Origin of the sequence: Halorubrum sp. CGM5_25_10-8B (assembly GCF_005435095.1) — an archaeon.
Classification (GTDB): Archaea; Halobacteriota; Halobacteria; order Halobacteriales; family Haloferacaceae; genus Halorubrum; species Halorubrum ezzemoulense.
On the sequence record NZ_SGTY01000008.1, the window covers coordinates 38,327 to 56,423 of the forward strand.

General features: G+C 70.9%; 19 protein-coding genes and 1 tRNA gene. 9 read left to right on the forward strand and 11 right to left on the reverse strand.

The window, feature by feature from the left end:
- Positions 1–8: 8 nt before the first annotated feature.
- Together EXE51_RS08935 and EXE51_RS08940 are read right to left on the reverse strand one after the other, a co-directional pair.
- Positions 9–455 (reverse strand): archease, encoded by a 447-nt coding sequence (locus EXE51_RS08935; protein WP_049930913.1) that lies wholly within the window; start codon positions 453–455, stop codon positions 9–11.
- A complete protein-coding gene (locus EXE51_RS08940; protein ID WP_137692536.1) occupies positions 452–1,327 on the reverse strand; it encodes a DUF502 domain-containing protein in 876 nt (291 codons plus the stop codon). Before EXE51_RS08940 ends, EXE51_RS08935 begins: the two co-directional genes overlap by 4 nt.
- A 200-nt stretch (positions 1,328–1,527) precedes the next feature.
- On the opposite strand from EXE51_RS08940, the gene EXE51_RS08945 reads away from it, so the two are divergent.
- Entirely contained in the window at positions 1,528–2,001 is a 474-nt protein-coding gene (locus EXE51_RS08945) for an N-acetyltransferase (RefSeq protein WP_008441952.1), read from the forward strand.
- Positions 2,002–2,084: 83 nt separating this feature from the next.
- Positions 2,085–3,308 (forward strand): hydroxymethylglutaryl-CoA reductase (NADPH), encoded by a 1,224-nt coding sequence (hmgA, locus tag EXE51_RS08950; protein ID WP_049930916.1) that lies wholly within the window; start codon positions 2,085–2,087, stop codon positions 3,306–3,308.
- A gap of 33 nt (positions 3,309–3,341) precedes the next feature.
- On the opposite strand, the gene EXE51_RS08955 is transcribed toward hmgA, so the two are convergent.
- Both EXE51_RS08955 and cofH read right to left on the reverse strand, forming a co-directional pair.
- Entirely contained in the window at positions 3,342–3,701 is a 360-nt protein-coding gene (locus EXE51_RS08955) for a DUF2250 domain-containing protein (RefSeq protein ID WP_137692537.1), read from the reverse strand.
- Positions 3,702–3,817: 116 nt separating this feature from the next.
- Positions 3,818–5,275 (reverse strand): 7,8-didemethyl-8-hydroxy-5-deazariboflavin synthase subunit CofH, encoded by a 1,458-nt coding sequence (cofH, locus tag EXE51_RS08960; protein WP_049930920.1) that lies wholly within the window; start codon positions 5,273–5,275, stop codon positions 3,818–3,820.
- Between the two features lie 223 nt (positions 5,276–5,498).
- On the opposite strand from cofH, the gene EXE51_RS08965 reads away from it, so the two are divergent.
- The 5 genes from EXE51_RS08965 (at position 5,499) to EXE51_RS08985 (ending at position 9,616) form a co-directional block, all read left to right on the forward strand.
- Positions 5,499–6,158, forward strand: coding sequence for an ArsR family transcriptional regulator (locus EXE51_RS08965; protein WP_049930922.1), 660 nt, complete (start codon positions 5,499–5,501; stop codon positions 6,156–6,158).
- 79 nt (positions 6,159–6,237) lie between these two features.
- Positions 6,238–7,158, forward strand: coding sequence for a DMT family transporter (locus tag EXE51_RS08970; RefSeq protein WP_049930924.1), 921 nt, complete (start codon positions 6,238–6,240; stop codon positions 7,156–7,158).
- Positions 7,159–7,242: 84 nt separating this feature from the next.
- Positions 7,243–8,217, forward strand: coding sequence for an alpha/beta hydrolase (locus EXE51_RS08975; RefSeq protein WP_089308574.1), 975 nt, complete (start codon positions 7,243–7,245; stop codon positions 8,215–8,217).
- Between the two features lie 91 nt (positions 8,218–8,308).
- Positions 8,309–8,902 (forward strand): GNAT family N-acetyltransferase, encoded by a 594-nt coding sequence (locus EXE51_RS08980; RefSeq protein ID WP_094553058.1) that lies wholly within the window; start codon positions 8,309–8,311, stop codon positions 8,900–8,902.
- Between the two features lie 108 nt (positions 8,903–9,010).
- A complete protein-coding gene (locus EXE51_RS08985) occupies positions 9,011–9,616 on the forward strand; it encodes a transporter (protein WP_086216857.1) in 606 nt (201 codons plus the stop codon).
- A gap of 67 nt (positions 9,617–9,683) precedes the next feature.
- Here the strand turns inward: EXE51_RS08985 and EXE51_RS08990 are convergent, their stop codons facing one another.
- Together EXE51_RS08990 and EXE51_RS08995 are read right to left on the reverse strand one after the other, a co-directional pair.
- Entirely contained in the window at positions 9,684–10,136 is a 453-nt protein-coding gene (locus EXE51_RS08990) for an RNA-binding domain-containing protein (RefSeq protein ID WP_049930931.1), read from the reverse strand.
- Positions 10,133–10,750 (reverse strand): AAA family ATPase, encoded by a 618-nt coding sequence (locus EXE51_RS08995; RefSeq protein WP_137692538.1) that lies wholly within the window; start codon positions 10,748–10,750, stop codon positions 10,133–10,135. Before EXE51_RS08995 ends, EXE51_RS08990 begins: the two co-directional genes overlap by 4 nt.
- A 108-nt stretch (positions 10,751–10,858) precedes the next feature.
- Between EXE51_RS08995 and EXE51_RS09000 the strand changes: the two genes are divergently transcribed.
- Positions 10,859–10,933: transfer RNA gene (locus tag EXE51_RS09000), tRNA-Arg, on the forward strand.
- A 592-nt stretch (positions 10,934–11,525) separates the two neighbouring features.
- Here the strand turns inward: EXE51_RS09000 and EXE51_RS09005 are convergent.
- On the reverse strand, positions 11,526–12,578 hold the full coding sequence (locus EXE51_RS09005; protein WP_137692539.1) for a S66 peptidase family protein: 1,053 nt from the start codon (positions 12,576–12,578) through the stop codon (positions 11,526–11,528).
- 338 nt (positions 12,579–12,916) lie between these two features.
- Between EXE51_RS09005 and EXE51_RS09010 the strand changes: the two genes are divergently transcribed.
- Positions 12,917–14,821: a prolyl oligopeptidase family serine peptidase gene (locus EXE51_RS09010; RefSeq protein ID WP_137692540.1), complete on the forward strand. Its 1,905-nt coding sequence runs from the start codon at positions 12,917–12,919 to the stop codon at positions 14,819–14,821.
- Positions 14,822–14,883: 62 nt separating this feature from the next.
- Here EXE51_RS09010 and moaA read toward each other — a convergent pair whose 3' ends face one another.
- From moaA to EXE51_RS09030, 4 genes are all read right to left on the reverse strand, one after another.
- On the reverse strand, positions 14,884–15,888 hold the full coding sequence (gene moaA, locus EXE51_RS09015; protein ID WP_089308570.1) for a GTP 3',8-cyclase MoaA: 1,005 nt from the start codon (positions 15,886–15,888) through the stop codon (positions 14,884–14,886).
- Positions 15,889–16,079: 191 nt separating this feature from the next.
- Positions 16,080–16,847, reverse strand: a complete 768-nt coding sequence (locus EXE51_RS09020) for an MBL fold metallo-hydrolase (RefSeq protein WP_094495218.1) — start codon at positions 16,845–16,847, stop codon at positions 16,080–16,082.
- A 97-nt stretch (positions 16,848–16,944) separates the two neighbouring features.
- A complete protein-coding gene (locus EXE51_RS09025; RefSeq protein ID WP_049930942.1) occupies positions 16,945–17,370 on the reverse strand; it encodes a universal stress protein in 426 nt (141 codons plus the stop codon).
- A 95-nt stretch (positions 17,371–17,465) separates the two neighbouring features.
- Positions 17,466–18,023 carry a diadenylate cyclase gene (locus EXE51_RS09030; RefSeq protein WP_049931055.1) on the reverse strand — a complete coding sequence of 186 codons (558 nt, stop codon included), beginning with the start codon at positions 18,021–18,023 and terminating at the stop codon, positions 17,466–17,468.
- Positions 18,024–18,097 lie beyond the last annotated feature (74 nt).

Below are 18,097 nucleotides of genomic sequence, written 5' to 3' on the forward strand. Positions count from 1 at the left end.
GCACGGCCTCACACGTCGAACACGACGTACGCGTACCACTCGTCGCCGCGGCGTTCGAGAGCCATCTCGGAGTAGGTGACGGCCTTGATCTCTCGGGCGGCCACCGCGCCGAGCGGGACGCCGCGCGCGCTGGCCGCGAGCCGCCACTCGCCCGGCTCCGCGGGGTCGTCCTCGCCGTTCCCGTCGTCCGGTTCGGCGACCGTACAGCGGTGATCGGCCGGGAGCACGAGCCGCACGTCGCGCTCGTATATCAGCCGGTCGAGGTAGTCGAACAGCAGCGCCTCGCGGCTCTCGGCGGTGACCGTTAGCTCGAACCGCTCGCCGCCCGTCGCCGGAACGGACTCCGCGCTCGCGGCCGTAAGTCCGTCGGCGACCGCGGCGAACAGCGCCGAGGGGGTCTCGGCGGTCGCCTCGACGGCGACGTCGGCGGTGTGGTCGCGGAGCTCGTAGGTCATCGCTCGTCCACGCTTCGGCCGCCCTCGCGGCCCTCTCCGCCGGTCTTGTGGCCCTCTCCGCCGGTCTTGTGGCCCTCTCCGCCGCTCTCGTCGCGGGGCTCCTCCGCGTTCTCCGGTCGCCCGTCCGCCGGGAACCGGGCGTCGATGGTCCGCTCCGGCGCGCCGGGGCGGAGGTCATCCGGGTCGACGTCGTCGAGGTCGGCCGCGACCTCCTCAAGCGCGACCCCGCTCGTGACCAGCGCGCGGATCCCCTCGTCGACGGTCAGTTCGACGTCGACGACCCGGCGGTCGGGGACGAAGACGACGTGGCCGCCCATCACCGGGTTCGGGGCCATCGGCATGAACAGCGTTCGCATCCCGTCGCCATCGCCGTCCGCGTGGTCCGCGATGACATCGGGGGTCTCGCTCGTGACGAACGCGAGCGTGTACGTCTCCTCGGTCGGGAACTCGACGAGGACGACCTCGCGGAAGTTCCCGCCCTCCGAGTCGAGCATCGCGTCGCTCATCTGTCGGAACCCCTGGTAGACGGAGCCGACGCCCGGGACCCGCTCGACCGCGTCGTCGACGTAGTCGACCGCGCGCTCGCCGTACCGCGAGGACTCGACGCCGGCGCCCACGAGGAGGATCGCGGCCACGAACACGACCGGCGTCGCGACCTCGATCGCGGTCTCGCGGGAGACCGCGCCGATCACCGGGAGTCCGGCTCCCGGCGTCACGGCCACGACCGCCGAGGAGAACGCGTCGAGGTAGTCGTACACCGCGTTGAACGCGAACGCGAGCACGGCCAGCGTGATGACGGCGGGGACGATGACGGCGACGCCGGTGAGGAAGGCCCGTCGGAGCAGCTCGACCCCCGACGACTCGTCGGTCATTGATCGCGACCACGCGCGACCGCGACAAAACGTTTCCGTCGAGCGCTCGGCCCGCGCCGGCGTCCGCAGGCGGTCCGGGTACCGACCCGCCTCGGACCCGGCCTTCGATACGGTCCCGACCCGTTGAGAGCGGAGCTACCGCCCGCAACGGTCCCCGCTGGCGGTGGAGTTATATTCCGCCCGCGTGTTAGGTCATCGCAGTGAGCGTCAACGTCGAGAAACGGACCGACCCGCCCGGCGAGTCCGACTACGCGACCGCCGCGTGGGAGCTCAAAGAGCAGATTCGGTCCGCTGAGGGCGTCCTCCGACAGCGACGCGGTTTCTTCGTCGACGCGTACCGCCGGTCGACCGCCCACCTCCTCGTCGAGAACGACCGGCTCGCCGCGTTCGCCTCCGTCCGGCGCGACGGCTACATCCTCTTTCTCGCCGTTCACCCCGATCACCGCGGCCGCGGCCACGCCGAGCGCCTGATCGCCGACGTCGCGGAGAACCACCGGTCCGTCACCTGTCACGCCCGCACGACCAACCGGCAGGCGCTCGGCTTCTACGAGCACCTCGGCTTCGAGGTGATCCGCCGCATCGACGACTACTACGAGGACGGGGGCGACGCCTACTACCTCAAGCTCGGCGGCGAGTCGCTCCGCGAGCGGCTCTCGGGGTTCGTCGGCCGGTAGCTCGCCCCGTCGGTCCGCTCCGCTCGCCCCGGGAGGCCCGCCGAACCGACAGTAATTAGCGCCCGCCGCGAGGAGAGGGCGGCATGTCGCAACCGACTCCCGCGGACCTCGCGGCCCGGGTCCGCGACGGCGACCTCCGCTTCCACGAGCTGGAAGACCACGCCGACGCCGACGCCGCGGCCGCCGCGCGCCGGCTGCTCGTCGCGGAGGCGACCGACGCCGACCTCGACCCGCTCGGCGAGTACGCGTTCGACGCCGCGGCGGTCCACGGCTCGAACATCGAGAACACCCTCGGCGGGGTCCAGGTCCCCGTGGGCGTCGCCGGTCCGGTGACCGTCGACGGCGGCGCGGGGACGGCCGAGCGCTACCTGCCGCTGGCGACCACCGAGGGCGCGCTGGTCGCGTCGATCAACCGCGGCTGCTCCGTCGTCGAGGACGCCGGCGGCGCGACCGCGCGCGTGACGAAGAGCGGGATGACGCGCGCGCCCGTCTTCCAGGTCGCTGGCGTCGCCGAGGCCGAGGCGCTCGTCGCGTGGCTGCGCGACAACGTCCCCGCGCTGCGCGAGGCCGCGGAGTCGACGACGAGCCACGGCGAACTGCTCGACGTGACGCCGTACGTCGTCGGCAACAACGTGTTCTGCCGGTTCCGCTACGACACGAAAGACGCGATGGGGATGAACATGGCAACCATCGCGACCCGAGAGGCCTGCGACGTTATCGAGGCGGAGACGGACGCCTCGCTGGTCGCGCTGTCGGGGAACCTCTGTTCGGACAAGAAGCCGGCCGCGATCAACGCCGTCGAGGGGCGCGGGCGCTCGGTCGTCGCCGACGCGACGGTCCCACGCGAGACCGTCGAGGAGCGCCTCCACACGACCCCGGAGGCGATCGCTGAGATCAACACCCGGAAGAACCTCGTCGGCTCCGCGAAGGCGGGCGCGCTCGGCTTCAACGCCCACGTCGCCAACGCGGTCGCGGCGATGTTCCTCGCCACCGGGCAGGACGAGGCGCAGGTCGTCGAGGGGGCGAACGCGATCACGACCGCCGAGACGACCGCCGACGGCGACCTCTACGTCTCCGTCTCGCTGGCAAGTCTCGAAGTGGGGACGGTCGGCGGCGGGACGAAGCTCCCGACCCAGCAGGCGAGCCTGGAAATCCTCGGCGTCGCCGGCGGCGGCGACCCCGCCGGCAGCAACGCCGACGCGCTCGCGGAGTCGATCGCGGTCTGCGCGCTCGCCGGCGAACTGTCGCTGCTCGCGGCGCTCGGCTCCCGCCACCTCTCGTCGGCGCACGCGGAACTCGGGCGGTAGTCGGGCGCCGCGGCCCGCAGAGCGCCCTCCGCCTCAGTCCGACCAGCGCGGGCAGTCGTCGCGGAGCGCCGCCCGCCCCGCGTCGGTGAGACGGTAGACGGTCTCTCCGGTCACGCGCTCGACGAGCCCCGCGGCCGCGAGCGCCTCCAGCCGCGACTCGACGTGGTCGGCGTACAGTCCCGTGTTGCTCGCGACGAAGGCCGGGTAGTCCGTCCCCACGTCGTCGAGGTACGCCAACAGCCGCTCGTCGGAGCGCGTCAGCGAGGGCGCGTCGAGGCTCTCTCCGCGGCCGTCGCCGTTGCTCTCTCCGCGGCCGTCGCCGTTGCTCTCTCCGCGGCCGTCGCCGTTGCTCTCTCCCGAGCGGCCGACCGGCTGTGCGTCGGGTGCGGTCATCTCACACGTGGTGACGTGTGACATAACAAAGGGCGTACCGGGGGTTCCCACTCGATGAGAGTCGCCAGGGGTCCGGCGGAACGTGTTCGGCCGCTAACCGATCCGTCGGAGCCGGTTCAGTCGTCGGCGTCGGCCGGCGGCGTTCCGACCGCGCCGCCGCCGCGTCCGCCGTCGGACGAGCGGTTCGCGAGCAGTGGAGTCCCGTCGGCGCGGGGGCCGAGACGCGGGCCGTGCGGCCCGTCGTCGGGGTCGATCCGGCGCCGGGTCCGGTAGTCGGTCGAGCGCTCGACCGGGGTCCGGCCGATCGCCGTGATCATCTCGACGTAGTCGTCGAACGAGCGGTACTCGCCGTACTCGCCGCCCGCGCGGCTGGTGATCTCCTCCGAGAGGATGGTGCCCATGAAGTCGTCCGCGCCGCAGTTGAGGAGTTTGAGCCCGTGGGCGTCGCCCGACTTCACCCACGACGCCTGGACGTGATCGACGTTGTCTAAGAAGAGCCGCGCGACCGCGACCACGAGCTCGTCCTCGGCGTGCGAGGGGCCGGAGTCGACGACGCCGCGCCGGTAGAGCGGGGTGTTCTGGTGGATGAAGGAGAGCGGAACGAACTCCGTGATCGCGCCCGTGCGGTCTTGGAGGTCTCGGATCACCTTCAGGTGTTGCGCGCGGTGCGCGACCGTCTCGACGTGGCCGTACATCATCGTCGAGGTGACGTCGAGGCCGGCGGCGGCCGCGCCCTCCATCGCCGCCACCCAGTCGTCGGTGCGGATCTTCCCCGGACAGATCACGTCGCGGACCTCGTCGACGAGGATCTCGGCGGCGGTGCCCGGTGCGGAGTCGAGCCCGGCGGCCGCCAGCTCGCGGTACACAGACTCGTACTCCCAATCAGTGCCCCGAGAGGCGTGATACGCTTCCTCCGGGGTCATCGAGTGGAGGTGGACGCCGCCGACCGACATCGCGTCCAACTGCTCGACGTAGGTGCCCGGGTCGGTCGCGTACCGCTCGGGCGGCTTGTAGTTCACCTCGCTCGCGGGGTCGTCGTGCGCGGCGAGGATCTCGTGATGTTCCTCGTTCAGCGCGAACGCGGGGTGGAGCCCCGAGACGGAGCATACCTCGTAGATCCCCATGTCGAGGGCGTCTTCGACGACCGCGCGCGACTCGGCGGGCGGCTTGGTGAACCCCGCGTGCTCGACGTCGCTGTCTGCCTCGAACGCGTGCGCGGAGTCCTTGAAGTTACAGAACAGGCAGCCGGTGTTACACGCGGTGGTGACGTTGTTGTTCAGGTTGGCGACGAAGGTGACCTCGTCGCCCACCTCCTCGCGCCGGCGCCGGTCGGCGGCCTCTAACACCGCCTCCTTGCGGACGGGGTCGATCCCGGCCGCCCCCGTGCCGGTGGCGAGCAGTTCGGTGGCGTCGTCGACCGTCAGCCGAGCGCCGTCGCGGGCCTTCGCGAGCGCGTTCTCGAACGACTGGTCGGTCGCGGGCGCGGCGAAGTCGAACTCCTCCGCGCCGCTCACGGTCCCGCCCTCTCCGCCTCCGCTCGATCCGCTCGCGCCGGAACTGCCCCCCGAACTCATCCCCTAACGTTCCCGGTTCCACCGTGATAAACGGGAGGGTCGCGACAGCCGATGCGTCCCCGGCGGGTCGTTCGGACGCGTCGGCTACCGCCGAGCGAAGGGGTGACACGAGCGGCACAGACTGTCCGCGTTCGCACCGAATCGCCGTACCCTGACGCTCCGAGCGGAACGCGACCGGTCACGGAAGCCAACCTTTTATCCGCTGGACGCTAACCACACGTTAATGGACTCCGCGGTACTGCTCGATCTCCTCGGCAACGAGAACCGGCGGCGCATCCTCCGGCTTCTCGCCACCAAGCCGTGTTACGTCACGGAGATCTCGGAGTACCTGGACGTGAGCCCGAAGGCGGTGATCGACCACCTGCGGAAGCTGGAGGAGGCCGGGCTCGTCGAGTCGACGACGGACGACCAGCGGCGGAAGTACTTCCGGATCGCGCGCAGCCTCCGGCTGGAGGTGAGCGTCTCGCCGTACGGCTTCGGCGCGAAGAGCGCGTACCCGGCGAAGAACAGCCTCGACATGTCCGGTCGCTGTCCGCACCTCTCGATCGAGGGCCCCGACGGGTCGGGCACGACCGGCGACCTCGCGGAGCTCGCGGAGGAGTTCACCCGCCTCCAAGACCTCGACCGGGAGCTCTCGCTCGCCCAGCGGTGGGTCCAGGGCCGCGTCGAGGACACGCTCGCCGAGATCGACGAGCGGCTCGGCGGGCAGGCCGACAGCCGCTTCTTCGCGACCGTCATCGCCGCGGTGGTCGAGACCGACGGCACGCCCGCGGCGGTCGCCGACGAGGTCGGCGCGCGCGAGTCGACGGTCGCGGACGCCCTGCGGCGGCTCTCCGACGTGGGCGTGGTCGCCCGCGACGCAGACGGGTACCGGGTCCGCTGACGGCCCCCTCCCGTCGACCGGATCCGGCGACCGCGACCGTTTCCGGAACCTTTTGGCTCGCCGCCCGGAGACGACGACCGTGAGCCGTCTCAGAAACCTCTCGCTGTTCCTCGTCCTCGCCGCCGCGTGGGGCTCCGCGTTCGTCGCGATCAACGCGGGATTGGCGTACTTCCCGCCCGTGCTGTTCGCGGCGTTCCGGTTCGACGTCGCCGGCGTCGTCATGCTCGCGTACGCGGCGTACGCGGTCGACGACCCGGTCCCGCGCGGCCGGGACCAGTGGCTCGAGGTCGTCTCCGGCGCCGTGTTCATCATCGCCGCCTACCACGCCTTCCTGTTCGTCGGGGAGAGTGACCCGGCGGTGACGAGCGCCGTCGCGGCCGTTATCGTCAGCCTCTCGCCGGTGTTGACCACGGTGTTCGCCCGCGCCCTCCTGCCGGCGGAGCGGCTGACCGCGGTCGGCGCGCTCGGCCTCGGGATCGGCCTCGCCGGGGCGGTCGTCCTCGCGAACCCCGACCCCGCCAACCTGACCGGCGGCGGCACCGTCGCGAAGCTGCTCGTGCTGCTCGCGGCGACCTCGTTCGCGCTCGGCTCCGTCCTCTCGCGGGCCTCGGAGGCCGACATCGCCATCGAGACGATGGAGGCGTGGTCGATGCTCCTCGGCGCGGGGCTCACCCACCTGCTCGCGCTCGCGCTCGGCGAGTCGGTCGCCGACGCGACCTGGACGACGGAGTCGCTGCTCGCCTTGGGTTACCTCTCGGTCGTCGCCAGCGGGATCGGCTTCCTCATCTACTTCGACCTGCTCGACCGGCTCGGCCCGATCGAGATCAACCTCGTCTCCTACGTCGCGCCGGTGTTCGCGGCCGCCGTCGGCTGGCTCGTCCTCGACGAGGGGATCACCCCGACGACGGTCGCGGGCTTCCTCACCATCTGTGTCGGCTTCGCGCTGGTGAAACGCGACGCGATCCGCGAGGAGCTGCGGGCGGTCGGCGTCGCGGGCTGAGTCGGGACCCCGACGGCCCCACCGACCGCCCGACAGCCGACCCCGCCGCAACCGTCTTGTCGGCGGGGCGACGACTTCCGGACCGTGAGCGCCGAACAGATCGACCCCCAGGCGGAGCGCGTCGCCGCCCGACAGTCGCGGGTCCCGCTCCCGCACGGTCGCTACCGGCTGAAGCTCCTCCGTCGCCTGACCGACCCGCTGATGCGGATCCGGAACCGCGACCCGCCGAGCGTGGGCGCAACCGAGTCGCTGACCCTTCCCGGACCCGAAGACGACGACGCGCGGCGCGCCCTCGGCGACCGGGCGACGGTCGGCGACCTCGACGCGCGGCTCTACCTCCCCGCCGCCGAGCCCCCCTACCCGACGGTCGTCTTCTTCCACGGCGGGGGGTTCGTCCTCGGCAGCGTCGAGACCCACGACTGGCTCTGTCGGCACCTGACCCGGGAGAGCGGGTGCGCCGTCCTCTCGGTCGAGTACCGGCTCGCGCCTGAACACCCCTTCCCGGCCGCGGTCGCGGACGCGTACGCCGCCGTCGAGCGGGCCGCGGACGCGACCGAGCGGCTCCGCGGGACCGGCGACCTCGCGGTCGCGGGCGACTCCGCCGGCGGCACCCTCGCCGCGGTGACCGCCCTCATGGCCGCCGAGCGGGACGGCCCCGACATCGCCCGACAGGCGCTCCTGTACCCGGGGATCGGCGTCGACCCCGACCAGGAGTCGATGCGGGAACACGCCGGGACCGTCCTCTCCCGGGCGGACATCGAGTGGTTCTCGGCGGCCTACTACCGGAGCGACATCCACCGTCGGAACCCGTACGCCGACCCGATCAACGCCGGCGACCTCTCCGGCGTCGCGCCCGCGACGGTCGTCACAGCGGGCTTCGACCCGCTCCGGGACGGCGGGAGGGCGTACGCGGAGCAGCTCGTCGCCGACGGCGTGGCGACCCGATACGAGAACTACCCCGCGATGGTCCACGGGTTCATGACGATGCCGGAGGTCGACCGGGCGCGCGACGCGATCGCGAGCGTCGGCGGCGACCTCGCCGACGCCTTCGGCGACTGACGGCGTTCGACGACCGACGGCGGTCGGTGCCCGTGACAACCCGTCGCAGGGCGCCGGTGGAATTTATTCGGCGGGCGACGACCCTCACGACGTGTTCCCCGAGACCATCGAGACGGACCGGCTTCGGCTGGAGGTGCGGAGTCCCGAACACGTCGACCTCGACGAGTGCTATCGGATCTGCTCGTCCGATCCCGGCATCGACGAGGTGACCGAGTTCGTCACGTGGGACCCCCACGAGACGAAGAAGGAGACGCTAGAGTTCCTCGAACGCGGGCGCGAGCGCTTCGAGGACGGCGAGGCGGCGACGTACGTGATCTACCCCCGCGAGGGGGAGGACGGTGCGGGCGAGATAGTCGGCTTCGGCGGCTTCGGGGTCGACTGGGAAAAGCGGACTGCGACGCTCGGCACGTGGCTCCGCAAGCGGTTCTGGGGCCGCGGCTACTCCGGCGAGCGCGCCGCCGCGCTCGCCGAGGTCGCGTTCGCGGACCTCGACCTGGATGTCGTCGCCGTGGGCCACCACCCCGACAACGAGAAGTCGCGGCGCGCGATCGAACGGTACGTCGACCGTCTCGGCGGGCGACGCGAGGGGCGGCTCCGCAACGAGCTGGTCTACGCGGACGGCACCGTCCACGACGAGGTCCGGTACACGATCTCGCAGTCGGAGTGGCGCGAGGCGACGGCCTGATCCGACGGTGTCCGCCGATAGACGCACTCCTGCGGCCGTCGACGCGATCGTTTCGCGTCCCGATCCGACCCAACAAACACTTACGCCCGCCGAAACGATACCGGGCGCATGTCTTCGACAGCCAGCGGCGGATCGAGCGCGACAGGGGCGGAAAGGAGCCTCGGCCGCGGCGCGGTCGTCGGGGCGGTCGCGGGCGCGGTCTCGTACGTCCTCGGCTACCTGGTCGTCTACGTCACGCAGAGCGGCCGGGTCGAGGAGGGGCTCTCCGGGATCAACTTCTTCGCCGACCTGTTCGGCGGCGACACCATCTCGGTGTGGCGCGGCGTCGGCTGGGTGTTCTACAACGCGCACTTCGTGGACGTGAACGTGCCCTCGCTGATCGGCGCCGCCCGCTCGGTGAACTTCGTCGCGCAGAGCGACGCCGGGCTGACGTTCCTGTACGCCGTGCCGCCGCTGCTGCTCGTCGTCGCCGGGGTCGGGATAGCGCGCGCGGCCGGCGCGGCGACGCCGGTCGACGGCGCGCAGTCCGGCGCGCTCGCCGTCGTCGGCTACCTCCCGCTCGCGGTGATCGGCGCCTTCCTGTTCCGGTACGCCGTCGGCGACGGCGGCAGCGTCGCCCCGACGCTCGTCACGGCGGCGCTGCTCGCGGGGCTCGTCTATCCGGTCGTCTTCGGCGCGGTCGGCGGGGCCGCGGCCGGCGCCACGGCCGAGTGACTGGTGGATCAGTGAGCGACGGGCCGAGTGACCGGGAGAGCGGCGACGGGCGCGCCGGGTCGGCGCCTCAGTACGCCTCGTCCTCGGGGTCGAACCGGTCGCCGTACTCGCGGACGGGGTCGACCGGCTGCCCCCCGTCGGTCTCGGGCGCGACGTAGTCGATGAACGACTCGACGTCCGGCTCGCGGACGCGCACCTCGACGTCGATCTCACCGAGTTCGTCCGGATCGCCGACCGCGAAGTTGACGACGCCTTCGAGCGCCGCCTGCTTCTTCAACGAGAAGGCGAACCCGTCGTCGGTGCGGTTCTGTCGGAAGACGCGGCGGGCGGTGTCGAGGATCTCCTGCTCGTGGAGCACGTCGGAGAACGCGTCGAGGCTGTGCGTCTCGGAGACGAGCCGCCCGTCCTCGTGGACCGGCTCCGCGTCCGGGAAGACGTTCTCGACCGCGTCGGCGACCCGGTCGGTCACCTCCGTGTCGTGGACCGGCACCTCGATCCGAACGTCGACGCTGTAGATCACGCGCCGTCACCCCCGGCCTCGGCCGCCTCGGCGGCGTCGCCGTCCGAGCGGTCCGCGCCCTCGCCGTCGACGCCCAGCACTTCGCGGACGCGCTCGCGGAACGCCGCGAGGCTGTCGGTGTTGTCGATCTCGACGTCGGCGCGCTCCAACGTCTCGCCGAGTCCGAGGTCGATCTCGCGGGCGTCGCGCCTGCGGAGCGACGCCAGGTCCGAGTCGGAGTCGTCGCGGCCGCGCTCGCCCAGCCGCTCGGCGCGGAGCTCGAAGGGCGCGCGGATCGCGACGAGCGTGAAGTCGTCGCCGAACGCCTCGCGGAAGCGTTCGAGCTCGACGGTCGAGCGGAGACCGTCGACGACGACGGTCTCGCCGCGCTCGCTCTTGGCCGCCGCCTCCCGGATGCGCGGGAGCGTCCGAGCGGCGATGGCGTCGTCGCCCTCCTCCTCGCGGAGCGTGCCGGCCATCCGGCCGTGGTGTTGCGCCGGGTCGAGCCCGCGGCGGCGACACTCGGCGCGGACCACGTCGCCCATGACGACGACGGGGATGCCAGCCGCCTCGGCCACGTTTGCCGCCTCCCCCTTCCCGCTGCCGGGGAGGCCGACGGTTCCGATGACGTTCATTACCGGTCGCTACTCCGCTCGCGGACTTAGGTCTGCTGTTGGCCGGTGCTGAGCGGCCCGCCGCGAACCGCGGGCGTTTTTTAGACGCGGCGGATCAGAGTCGAGTGAGGGCACGTAGCTCAGCCAGGATAGAGCGTCGGACTTCTAATCCGATGGCCGTGGGTTCGAATCCCACCGTGCTCGCTTCGAACCCGTCGGTTCTCGGGTCGTCTGTCAAACACCCGAATTTGGGGTCGATCGCGTCTCTGCGATCGGATCGTTAAATCGTCCGAGACGCTGCGGTTCGGGTCCCGTTCCGCAGATTAACGGGTCCCTCGCACGCATCCGACTTTCACTGGACGCGGCGCCGAGATCGCCTACCCGTGTTGCGGTTCTCCGTGGACCGTCGACCGGAACCGGCTCGGCGGGACCCTCGTCCGGCAGGATCCGAAATCGACCGTCGACCGCGACGGAAACGATACCGAGCCCGGCGGTGTCGACACGACGTCTCTCGAACCACCGATACGGAGCAGTATCGAGCACGCTCGCCCCTGCCACGACCCGGACGGCATCGCCCGCAACCTCGCCAAAGCGGAATCACGGACCTCGGCGTCCTCGATCGATCCCTCGTCGTCGAAGACTGTTGGTGGAACAGGTAGCTGCGGCCTCAGAATGACCTGCGCCTGTACACCACCCCCGGTCAGCGGTGGCCGGCACACCTTGCGCGTGAACCCCGGTCTCATTCCGTCTGGACACAGAGAATCTATCTGGCACCGGATTCTAGCCCGCCGTGAACTCAAAGAAGGCGAATGGATGCGGTCGAGGGGTCGATTTCGACCTCACCGCCGATCGGAATGGGACACGTCGGGTACGTGTGTCCGAACTCGCAATTGAAGACAACGGGAGCGTTCGGATTGTACGTCTCGAACGCGTCACTAATCGCCTCGCGCTGGCGCTCCCGATACTCCGCCCGCCACTCTCGCGGATTCTCTTCGATGTGTGAGCGAGCGGCGGGGCGTCCGACAAGCACACCGTCGAATCGTTCGAGAAGGCCGCGCTCGCCGAGTGCGCGAAGGTTCGCACCGACGACGGCCGGGTCAGGGACCAATTCGCTCGTCTCTAGCGCGAGGACAGTACCGGTCAGCGCGTCGGGGTCGGGCAGGTACCGATCGGCGAGGAACTGTTCGACGAGGACTGCGTAGCAACCGCCCCAGATCCGACCCGAGACCGCCTCTTCACCGCCGCGCCAGATCCGGCCGTCGGATTGTTCGATCTCGCGAGTAGTCTCGACCGACTCCGGATCTTCCCAGTCCCCGGCCTCGTCAGTGAACACCTCTGCTTCGGTCCAGTCGCCGATCGAGTCCTCGAAGAGCGCACGCCGCAGGTACTCCTCCGTGTAATCGAACATCTCTCCGTCCATCGCGTATTCGAGCAGCGTCGATCCGCCGTAGTACGAGACGATCCCCTGGTTCCAGAGGAACAGGGCCAGGTTCGTGTTGTCTGAGTACCCGTAGAACCGGGTCGGGTGTTCACGGAGTACGTCTCCGTCGAGATACGGGAGGATCGTGATCTGGTCGTGGCCTCCGATGTTTGCGATCACGGCTGAGACGTCCGGGTCGCGGAATGCGTTCATAACCTCCTCGGCGCGTGCCTCCGGATTGTCCGCAAGCCACTCCGGGTCGGCGGTCGCGGTCTGATACTCCACCGGATCGAGGTCGAAAACGTCGCGCATTCGCTCGAGACCGAGTTCGTAGACGAACCGCGCAGATTCGGGTGCGTTCGACGCCGGCGCGACGACCGCGACCCGATCGCCGGGTTCGACAGGGGGCGGAGTGAGGAACTCAGACACGACTGGGATCTACGAAGGACGTCATATATTTTTTATTCACCCGTGTGCCGCAGTATCAGGAATAATCGGGAGACTGGCACGAGACGCACGAGTGGACGCCCGATACCCGCTTCTCACTGCGCGAATTAAGCGTCGAGACGGTCTCCGTCCAGATTCACACGGCAGATCGCCCCGCAGAACACGGGAGAGTACAACGCTTGCGTTCTGCGTTCGGCACGCGCTCAGCGGACTCTCAGCGGGAGAGGGTTCAATTGCGCCGTGATAACGAGTCCAACGTCTCGTGAGCTACCCCTTCCGGGAGCCATACGCCCAAGTGCTCGCTCACCGCAGTGACACACGTGTACCGACGAGACCTCAGAGACACCGACTACGACGGGCTGCTCGCCGACATGGCCGTCGCAGACCGCGTTGTCCAAGCCGCGGTCGGACCCGACGGGCGGATCGCGTACGCGAAGAACCGCGAGCTGACCACCGACGTCTGGCTGGCGACCGACGGCGAGGACCGCCGGCTCACGAGCCAAGGGGCGTCGGCCATGCGCTACGGGCGCACCGACGCGCGGTGGCTCGACTGGAGCCCCGACGGCGACCGGATCGCCTTCGTCACCGGCGACGCCGAGCTGGCGACCGTCGACGCCGACACCGGCGCGGTCGAGGTGCTGACCGACTTGGAGGGCGGCATCTCCGGCCTCGCGTGGGGCGAGCCCGGGATCACGATCGTCACCGACGCCTTCTCGCGGGCGAGCCTCGCGGTCGTCTCCCCCGACGGCGACCGGATCGAGGCGATCGCGACCGGCGAGTACCTCTACGCCGACCCGCACTGGCAGGGCGACAGCGTCGTCGCGACGCGCTCGGCACACGCCGACCTGTTCGACTACGAGGCCGCGCTCGTCCGCGTCCCGTTCGGTGGCGACGGCAGCGGGGCCGTCACCGAACTGTTCGCCGAACCGGGCGTCCGGGCGGCCTGTCCGCGCCCGCGACCCGGCGACGACGAGGCGGTCGCGTTCGTCCACGACGGCAGCGGATACGACGCGGTGTACGGCGTCGGCGGCGACGAACCTGCGGCCGACGGGAGCGACTCGCCGACGCCGATCTACGGCGTCCCGGAGACCGAGATCGCCGCGCCCGAGTGGAACGACGCGGGCGACAGGCTCGCCGTGACCGCCACCGCGGGCGGCCGGACGCACGTCCACGCGGTCGACGTCGACGGCGCGCTCGCGGACGCCGGCCCCGGGACGGGCGCCGACCCCGACGCGGCCGCCGACGCGACCGCCCTCGCGACCGGCGACGCGATCCACGGCGCACCGCGGTGGGACGGCGACCGCGTGCTGTCAGTCCGGGAGACGCCGACCGAGCCGCCGACCGCGGTCGACGCGGCGACCGGCGAGCGACGCACGCCGACGGCGACGGCGGGGCTGTCGGACCGGCTTCCGGCCCCGGAGGCGTTCACCTACGACTCCGACGGGACCGGGGTCAACGCGGTGGTCCACCCGCCCGCGTCGGCCGCCGAGCCGGACTCCGTCCCGCTCCTCGTGAAGCCGCACGGCGGTCCGACCGCCTTCGACGGCTTCGGTTTCGACCACCGGGCGGCGTACTTCGCGGCGCTCGGCTACGCGGTCGTCCGCCCCAACTACCGCGGCTCCGACGGGTTCGGTCGGGCGTTCCGCATGGCGAACGACGGCGACTGGGGCGGCGGCGACCTCGACGACGTGATCCGCGCCGCGGACGCGACGGCGGCGCGCTACGACGCCGTCGACGGCGACCGCGTCGGGATATTCGGCGGCTCCGGCGGCGGGCTGATGACCGTGAACGCGCTCGGCAACAGCGACCGGTTCCGCGCCGGCGCCGCCTTCTACGGCGTGTACGACTACGAGTCGTTCGTCGACGACACCGACGACGTGGGGTGGCAACTACTCAAGCGCGAGCTGGGCGACTTCGTCGCCGACCTCGACGCCTACCGCGACGCGAGCCCGATCCGGACCGTCCCCGACATCGACGACCCGCTCATGGTGCTCCACGGCGAGGAGGACGCCCGCGTCCCGATCAGCCAGTCGGAGCAGCTCGTCGCCGAGCTGGAGAAACACGACGCCCGCCACGAGCTCCGCCGGTACGAGGGCGAGCCGCACGGGTTCGGCGAACTGGATCACGTCCTCGACGCGTACACCCGTGTGGCGGACCTGTTCGCGAAGTACCTGCGTCGGCTCCCGGACGACGGGAGCAGTCGGCCGTACGAGCCGCCGGAGTAGGCCCCGACCGGCGCGCCGAACGTCGGCGATCGCGGCGCGCTCCGCGCCCATCGGCCCGTGCCTCAGTCCGCCGCTGGCGGCGTCCCGAGGTACTTCTCGTTGAGTTCGTACTCGCCGTCGTCGCCCTCGACGAGGTACTCGCCGTAGTAAGGAACCCGATTGGCCACCACCTCCTCGAACGTCTCCGCGATCTCCTCGCGGGTCATCTCGCCCATCGACCGGAGGTCGTCGTTGCGGTTGAGACACCCCTTCAGGTACCCCTCGTGGGTGACGCGGACGCGGCCGCAGTTGGCGCAAAAGTCCTCGTTCTCGACGGGGTCGACGATCTCGACCATGCCGCCCGTCTCGTCGTCGCTCGCCTCGCCGACGAAGTAGCGCTTCCGGTCGTGCATCTCGCGGTGTTCGACGCGGTCCGCCTTCTCGGCAAGCCAGTCGTGGACGCGCCCGATGTCGACGTTCCACTCCGGCTTGCCGGTTAGCTCCGGCATGTACTGGATGAGCTGGAGCTGGAGCCCCTCGTTGTCGGCGACGTGCTCGACCATCTCCTCGACGTAGCCCGCGGTGTGCGTGAACACGACCATGTTGAGCTTCACGGGGTCGAGCCCGGCCTCGACCGCCGCCTTCACGCCTTCGAGGACCTGCTCGTAGGCGCCGGACTTCGTCACCTCGGCGAAGTCGTCCGGGTCGAGCGCGTCCTGCGAGACGTTGACGCGGTCGAGGCCGGCGGCCTTCAGGTCCGCGGCGCGCCCGGGGAGGAACGTGCCGTTCGTCGTCATCGACACCTCCATCGAATCTGGCGTGCGCTCGATGATCTCCTCCAGGTCCTGCCGGAGCATCGGCTCGCCGCCGGTGAACTTCACAGCGTCGACGCCGTATCCCTCGACGACCTCGAGGAACCGGACCACGTCGTCGGCGCTCATCTCCGCGTCGCTCGGCTCCATCGGCCCGCGCGTATCGCCTAACCCCTCGTTGTGACAGTAGACGCAGTCGAAGTTACACCGGTCGGTAAGCGAGATCCGCACCCCCGTCACCTCCCGTCCGAAGTCGTCCGCGAGTGGGCCGGCCATGGAAGACAGGAACGACCACGCGCGCTTAAATATCCGGGTCGTTCGTGCGGATAGGTAACGTTTGCCGGTTACGTCCAAGCCGACGTGCGGCCGACCGACGGTTACGTCGAGACCGGTGAGCGGCCGACCGACGGCAACGTCGAGACCGGTGAGCGGCCGACCGACGGTTGCGGTCCGAGTCCGCGCAGCGGTCACAGCGACACGCGCAGTCCGTCGGCCGCGGCCCGTACCTCGCCGTCGAACCCCGCCTCGCGGACGCTTTCCGTCATCTCGCGCTCGCGGCCGCCGGTGTGCGGGTAGAGGTGCGAGAGCAGGAGCGTCCCGACCTCGACGTCCGCCAGCGACTCGCCGAGGCTCATCGGCGTCGGGTGATTCGACACGTCGACGTCATCTGGGAACGAGCAGTCGTGGACGAGGCAGTCGGCGCCGTCCGCGAACCGCGCCATGCCCGCGAACGCCTCGGTGTCTCCGGAGAGCGCGAGCGGGCCGTCAGCGGCCGCGGCGTCCGAACTCGGCGGCGAGAAGCGGTAGGCGAACCCGTCCATCGAGTGGCGCGTCTCCCGGGCCGTCACGTCGAACCCGCCGGCGGCGAACGGGCGCGCGCTCGACACCTCGCGGACGGCGAGGTCGATCCGGCCGTCGAGGTAGTCGTGAACGCCGAGCAGGCCGTCGACGAGCGACTTCGTGCCCGCGGGCCCGACGACTTCGAGGTGTTCCTCGCCGGCGAGCCAGCGGGCCTTCAGGAGCGGCAACAGCGCCGCGACGTGGTCGAGGTGGTGGTGGGTCAGGAGGACCGTCGAGACGCCTTCGTAGCCCGTGTCGGTCCCCGCGAGCCGCTGGAGGACGCCGCTGCCGCAGTCGACGAGCAGCGATCGGTCGCCGTCGTCGAGGAGGTAGCCGGCCTGCGCGCGGTCCGGGACCGGCATCGCGCTGCCGGACCCGAGCACGGTGAGTTCCATGCCGACGGGTCGCGGCCCCACCCACCTAATTGGCTCGGCCGCGCGGCGGTCGGCCGTGGTCGGCTCCGGTCCGATCGGACTCGCTCCGAGGGGCGGGTCACTTGATGAGGAACACCGGAACCGACGCGTCGTCGGCGACGCGGTCTGAGACGCTCCCGAGCGACCGAATCCGCTCGCGCGGCGACTTCCCCTCCGGGCTCATCACGATCACGTCGATGCCGGCCTCGTCGGCGTACCCGACGATCTCCGTGTCGGGCGTCCCGTGCGCGACGTGCGTCTCGGCGTCCAGCCCGGCCTCGGCGGCCGCGTCGGCGACCGCCGCGACGGCGGCCTCGCCCTGCGATTCGAGGTCCTCGACGACCTCGTCGTGGAGGTCGCCCGAGTTGGCGGCCGCGATCCGCCGGTCGACGACGTACAGCGCGTGGAGCGTCGCGTCGTGGTCCGTCGCGAGCCGGACCGCGTGTTCGAGCGCGCGGTCGACCGCCTCGCTCCCGTCGGTCGGAACCAGTATCTCGTCGTACATGCGTCGTCGTTCGCCCGGCCGAGGCTTAACCGTGGGGCCTCGGGGCCGGACCCTGGGAGCGCCGCGCCCGTGCTAACCGCCGGGCGCGAAGCGCGCTACTCGCCGCGCCAGCGGCCGCCGATCTCCTCGCGCCGCATGCTGTTCGCCTCGCCGTCGCGGAAGACGCTGACGCGGCCGGTCTCCTCGCTCAGCGTCACCGTCGCCACGACCTCCGGGCGGACCGAGGTCTCGATGGCGCTCATGTGCCGCGACCCCATCCACGGCTCGTAGCTCACGTCGTCGACGAGATCGGTCTCCTCGTCGCGGGTGCCCAGGTCGCGGAAGCGGACCATCTGGGCCTCGATCTCGCCGTCGACCGCGACGACGACGCCGCCGTCCTGCGCGACGCTCACCGACTCCGCCGCCGTCGCGAGCGCGCCTCCGTCGAAGACGGATGGGGCGGTGTCGCGGGGCCAGCGGTTGTCCCCCATCGGGTCGGCGTACGCCCCGTAGTCGCTGTCGCCGATGACGGCGAAGTACAGTCCCGGCCCCTTCACGTGCGGTTCCTCCCACCCGTCGAAGGAGACGCTGACGTGTTCGGCGCAGTACATCAGCCGGTCGACGACTTCGCACACGCGCTCGTGGTCGCCGTAGTCGATGGCGAGGTCGCTCATCGCCGTCGGTCCTCCCGGTTCGGTCGCCCGCCGCGATTGCCGCCGTCGGTCACGGTCGAGCAAACGAGTCCCCG

Coding starts and splice junctions, on each gene's coding strand:
- cofH (WP_049930920.1), bottom strand. CDS start 5,275: ATGAGTTCGGGGGGCAGTTCCGGCGCGAGCGGATCGAGCGGAGGCGGA.
- EXE51_RS09030 (WP_049931055.1), bottom strand. CDS start 18,023: ATGAGCGACCTCGCCATCGACTACGGCGACCACGAGCGCGTGTGCGAA.
- hmgA (WP_049930916.1), top strand. CDS start 2,085: ATGTCGCAACCGACTCCCGCGGACCTCGCGGCCCGGGTCCGCGACGGC.
- EXE51_RS08940 (WP_137692536.1), bottom strand. CDS start 1,327: ATGACCGACGAGTCGTCGGGGGTCGAGCTGCTCCGACGGGCCTTCCTC.
- moaA (WP_089308570.1), bottom strand. CDS start 15,888: ATGGCCGGCCCACTCGCGGACGACTTCGGACGGGAGGTGACGGGGGTG.
- EXE51_RS08965 (WP_049930922.1), top strand. CDS start 5,499: ATGGACTCCGCGGTACTGCTCGATCTCCTCGGCAACGAGAACCGGCGG.
- EXE51_RS08985 (WP_086216857.1), top strand. CDS start 9,011: ATGTCTTCGACAGCCAGCGGCGGATCGAGCGCGACAGGGGCGGAAAGG.
- EXE51_RS08995 (WP_137692538.1), bottom strand. CDS start 10,750: ATGAACGTCATCGGAACCGTCGGCCTCCCCGGCAGCGGGAAGGGGGAG.
- EXE51_RS08955 (WP_137692537.1), bottom strand. CDS start 3,701: ATGACCGCACCCGACGCACAGCCGGTCGGCCGCTCGGGAGAGAGCAAC.
- EXE51_RS08935 (WP_049930913.1), bottom strand. CDS start 455: ATGACCTACGAGCTCCGCGACCACACCGCCGACGTCGCCGTCGAGGCG.
- EXE51_RS09025 (WP_049930942.1), bottom strand. CDS start 17,370: ATGTACGACGAGATACTGGTTCCGACCGACGGGAGCGAGGCGGTCGAC.
- EXE51_RS09020 (WP_094495218.1), bottom strand. CDS start 16,847: ATGGAACTCACCGTGCTCGGGTCCGGCAGCGCGATGCCGGTCCCGGAC.